Below are 425 nucleotides of genomic sequence, written 5' to 3' on the forward strand. Positions count from 1 at the left end.
GTTTTTTTAGTTTTTATATAGTTTTTATATAGTTTTTAGACCCCTTTGCAGACCGCTTGTATCAATGGTTTGCGAAGTTCAAATATGAGTAAATGACGGCTAAATATGAGTAAATGACGGCTAAATATGAGTAAATGACGGCTAAATATGAGTAAATGACGGCTAAATATGAGTAATGTATTTTACTCATTTATGAATTATGGTATTATTCTCATAATAAGATTATTATGAGCTTGTCTAATGAGTAATGACCTAATTGTAATGGACAATTCCATTGTCACCAGTGCATACAATTTAACCTTAAATGAACAACGGTTAATTTACTGTGCTTTAAAGCAAATTCCTAAAGGCGTACCGCTTGATCCTGAAACAGCGTTTTATATTACTCGTGATGATTTTTTAGCGTTTGGGGTAAATCCAGATAC

General features: G+C 31.8%; 1 protein-coding gene. It reads left to right on the top strand.

What is annotated here, in order from left to right; genetic code table 11:
• Positions 1-240: 240 nt before the first annotated feature.
• Positions 241-425 (top strand): replication initiation protein (locus M3175_RS24530; RefSeq protein WP_251524621.1); only part of this gene is annotated, 185 nt, incomplete at its 3' end.

Origin of the sequence: Robertmurraya korlensis (genome assembly GCF_023715225.1) — a bacterium.
Lineage (GTDB): Bacteria > Bacillota > Bacilli > Bacillales > Cytobacillaceae > Robertmurraya_A.